Annotated in this window: 5 protein-coding genes and 1 pseudogene; all 6 read left to right on the forward strand. The window is 34.0% G+C overall.

What is annotated here, in order from left to right; translation table 11 throughout:
• Positions 1 to 131: 131 nt before the first annotated feature.
• A pseudogene (locus ACJ5GX_RS01575) lies at positions 132 to 503 on the forward strand (phage major tail tube protein); the annotation flags it as partial.
• Positions 504 to 586: 83 nt separating this feature from the next.
• Positions 587 to 844: a phage tail assembly protein gene (locus ACJ5GX_RS01580; protein WP_264686026.1), complete on the forward strand. Its 258-nt coding sequence runs from the start codon at positions 587 to 589 to the stop codon at positions 842 to 844.
• Positions 841 to 972, forward strand: a complete 132-nt coding sequence (locus ACJ5GX_RS01585) for a hypothetical protein (protein WP_341821595.1) — start codon at positions 841 to 843, stop codon at positions 970 to 972. The genes ACJ5GX_RS01580 and ACJ5GX_RS01585 overlap by 4 nt, the downstream gene beginning before the upstream one ends.
• Positions 954 to 3245, forward strand: a complete 2292-nt coding sequence (locus tag ACJ5GX_RS01590) for a phage tail tape measure protein (protein ID WP_262986493.1) — start codon at positions 954 to 956, stop codon at positions 3243 to 3245. Before ACJ5GX_RS01585 ends, ACJ5GX_RS01590 begins: the two co-directional genes overlap by 19 nt.
• The gene (locus ACJ5GX_RS01595; RefSeq protein WP_262986492.1) at positions 3245 to 3592 is read left to right on the forward strand and encodes a phage tail protein; all 348 of its coding nucleotides are present in this window, start codon (positions 3245 to 3247) and stop codon (positions 3590 to 3592) included. Before ACJ5GX_RS01590 ends, ACJ5GX_RS01595 begins: the two co-directional genes overlap by 1 nt.
• Positions 3589 to 3798, forward strand: coding sequence for a tail protein X (locus ACJ5GX_RS01600; RefSeq protein WP_343327296.1), 210 nt, complete (start codon positions 3589 to 3591; stop codon positions 3796 to 3798). The genes ACJ5GX_RS01595 and ACJ5GX_RS01600 overlap by 4 nt, the downstream gene beginning before the upstream one ends.
• The last annotated feature ends 88 nt before the right edge of the window (positions 3799 to 3886 follow it).

A 3886-nucleotide genomic window follows, 5' to 3' on the forward strand; every position in this document is an offset into this window, starting at 1 on the left:
CCAAGTACAGCATCTCCAAATTCATTTTCAGCCCATTCATTATTCCTGTTTGCCATTTTTTACCCTCAATGTTTGCAAACTTTAATGTTGTAATACTTTATTTTTATGTCCATTTATATTTGTGGGTAATAGTAAGTATTGATATGGGCATGGAAAAGATTGAAGCAGATTTCACTTTTGCTGAATACGATACAGAGCTCTTTCGGCTATTTGGGCTGATAAATGGGAATTCAGTAGCTTTGACGCTCCGTGGTGGAATGCAAGGTAGTGGTAGCAATGATATTGAAGGAGTAATAATCAATTTAAGAGGCATTTTTAAAGAATTTGATTTTGGTAGCTGGAAACCTGCTGAAAAAGCCACTCTCAAATGCACTGTAGCTGCGCATTATTATAAACTTACTATAGGTGGTAATGAATTAATAGAGATCGATGCTGAAAATATGATCCGTAAGATTAACGGTGTTGATCAGATGGCACTACTTCAGACGGTACTTGGAATATGAAGATTTTTAGAATTATATTTTTTAGATGTTGATCAAATAGTTATAAATGTTTTACAAGATTTTATTTTTTATAGGAGAATTTTATGCAAACTATAACACTAAACAACCCAATTACAGTTGATGGAATTTCTGTTTCAGAACTTACCGTTAGACGTCCAAAAGTTAGAGACTATTTGGCAATAGAACGCATTAGTGGTAGTGACCTAAATAAGGAAGTAACTTTGACTGCCAATCTGACATCAGTTGCAAAAGAAGCAATTGAAGAATTAGATATTGCTGATTATGTAAAAGTGCAAGAGGTATTAAAGGATTTTTTTTCACCGATTATCCAAAAAACTTGAGATCAGAAATACTAGTGCTTGGCTCTATCATAGGTGGTGGAGTTGAGCACATTCTTGATATGGAGATTAGTGAATTTATTTCATGGAGCAAATTAGCAAGGGAGCTTAAATGTCAACGTTATCTATAAAAATCGGAGCTGTTTTAGATGGCAGTTTTAATACTGTAATAAAGGGCAGTAGTAATCAACTTACTTATCTTGGTGAGAACATAAGGAAGCTTGACTCATCTTTAAAATCAGTATCAAAATTTAAGCAGTTGGGTCATGATGTTTTGACTAGCAGGAGGTCGTGGAAGGGCTTTGAAGATCAAGTAAAATCTTTAGCTAAACAAATGAAGGCAATAGAGAAACCGAGCAAAACCTTAAAAGCAGAATTTGACAAGGCCAAAACCTCCGCAATAAAAGCAAAAGAAGCATATTTGAAAAAGAGAGATGCTTTGCATTCATTTAATGAAGCAGTAAGAAAAAGTGGAAGAAATATTAAGTCATTAGTAAGTGATCAATATAAACTTGGTTCTTCTATTGAAGTGCTAAAAGGTAAGTATGGTAAGCTTGGGTCTGCAATACGTAGTCACCAAAGTTTTTTAGCAAGCAAAGCACATTTTAAGTCACAAATTATAGAGACTATTGGGCTAGGGCTAACGCTTGCAGCGCCAATTAAAGTTGCTGTTGATTTTGAATCGGCTATGGCTGATGTAAAGAAAGTAGTAAAATTTGTGCAAAATGACACTAAAGATGAAGCATTAAAGTTTGCTAAAGAGTTAAAGAAATTATCTCGGGAGATACCCTTGTCAGCTGCAGAATTAGCACAAATAGCTGCAAGTGGTGGTCAACTTGGTATTGACAAAAATGATCTTATTAAGTTTACAACAGTAGTTGCCAAAATGACCACAGCGTTTGATATGTCGGCAGAAGAAGCTGGTAATGCTATTGCGAAAATATCCAACGTCTATGGAATTAAAGTTGATGGTATGGAAAATGTAGGTAACATAATAAACCATCTCTCAGACAATACCGCTGCTAAAGCACAAGAAGTGGTTCTTACATTAAATAGAATTGGTGGTAATGCTAAACAGTTTGGTTTAGAAGTTGATCAAGCAAGTAGCTTAGCAAGTACGTTCATAAGTTTAGGTAAACAACCTGAAAAAGCAGCAACTGCTATAAATAACTTTCTTAGTAAACTACAGACTGCAAGAGAGCAAAGTCCTGAATTTCACGATGCATTAGATGAGATGGGAACAAGTATAGAAGAGCTCGAACAAACCATTAAAAAAAATCCTCAAGAGGCAATATTACAATTCCTTGAAACTTTAAAAAGAATAGACGATCAAGAGCGTGCCGGTATTCTTATGAATCTATTTGGCGCTGGGTTTCAAGATGACATTGCTCTTTTAGTAGGAAGCTTAGACATTTATAAGAAAGCTATTGAACAGGTAGCTGATAAAGGAAAGTACCGCTCCTCAATGCAGAAAGAATTTGAAAATCGGGCAAACACTACAGCTAATAAATTACAATTACTTAAAAATGCAGTATTTGAAGCTGGAATGAATCTAGGGTCAGTGATGTTGCCTACTTTAAATTATGTAGCTGGAAGTTTGAAAGCAATAACAGAGCGTATAGCTTCTTTTGCAGAAAAATATCCAACTTTAACTACAGTAATCATGAGTACTTTAGCAGCTTTGATAAGTTTGAAAGTCTTAGTAGTGGGAGTAGGCTATGGAATTACTTTATTAGGAAGTACAATTTTTGGTCTTAAAGCAACGATATTGGCAACATTTTCATTTTTATCAGCTATAGTTTTCCCTGCAGTAATAACAGGGCTAAGAGCAATAACACTAGCTGTAATGACTAACCCAATTGGACTTTTAATAGCGAGTCTTGTTTCTGGTGCAGCTTATGTTCTAACTAACTGGCAAAAAGTGAAAGACTTTTTCTCTAGCTTTTGGAAATCACTCATTGAACCTATAGGAAAAGCTTTTTCATGGATGGGAAATACAGTTAGTAGCATATTTGCTGAGAATAACCCGATTAGAAAATTTGAAAATAATGGAAATTTTGTTAATAAGCTTTCTAAAAATAGCATTTTCAGTAACGGAAACCCATTGACAAGTAATAGTGCTATTAAACAATTTTCAGAAAATAGTAAAGGCAATTTTGAGAGTTTTAAAGTTAAAGGTGTTATAGAAGAAAAAAGAGCTATAGAACAAGAAGAAATTGAGAAAGCATTCAAGAAAAGTAGATATGAAAATAGGGAATCTAAAGTATATAACCAAGCATTCTATCAAACGTTTAATATCAACATTAAGTCTGAAGATGTCCGCAGCGTTGCTGATGCAGTAATAGAACGATTTAGAGAACAAGCACGTGGGGCACTTTTTGATATAGTTGAAGAGTTACATTGATGTTGCTTGGAAAATGTAAGCTTGAACCAATAAGCCTAAGATACAGTAAAGAAAAAAGGTGGTATACAATTGAATGTATTGAAAAAACGTCGCTACAAAACATTGGTTCAGGAATTGAATGTATTGATTTAACAGGAGTGATTTATTCACGTTATCAGAGTAATGGCTTAGAACAGCTAAAAAATATACGTAACACTCAAGAACCACACGTTCTAGTTGATAATTCAGGAAGTGTATTTGGAAATTTTGTCATTACTAATGTAGAAGAAAAGCAGATATTATTTTTTCCTGATGGAAAACCGAGAAAAGTTGAGTTTATTTTGAAGTTAAAAAGTTACAGTAAGTGATTTATTATTACACGAAAGAAAACGAAATGTTGGATTACATTTGCTGGAAACATTATGGATACAGTAGTGGAGCAGTGGAGGAAGTATTGCTTGAAAATCCAGGCCTTGCAGAATACGCAAGCTTTTTGCCCGCTGGATTAAGAATTAAGCTTCCTAAAATTCAGAAAATATCGAAAGAATCTGTCATAAATATTTTAGATGAATGACGCCAGACTTTGATATAGTAGCAAAAAATAACCCAGTAACAGAGGTTTTAAAAAAGAGTTTAATATTATTACGTGTTACTGATGGATC

The sequence above is a fragment of the Wolbachia endosymbiont of Tuta absoluta genome (assembly GCF_059414725.1).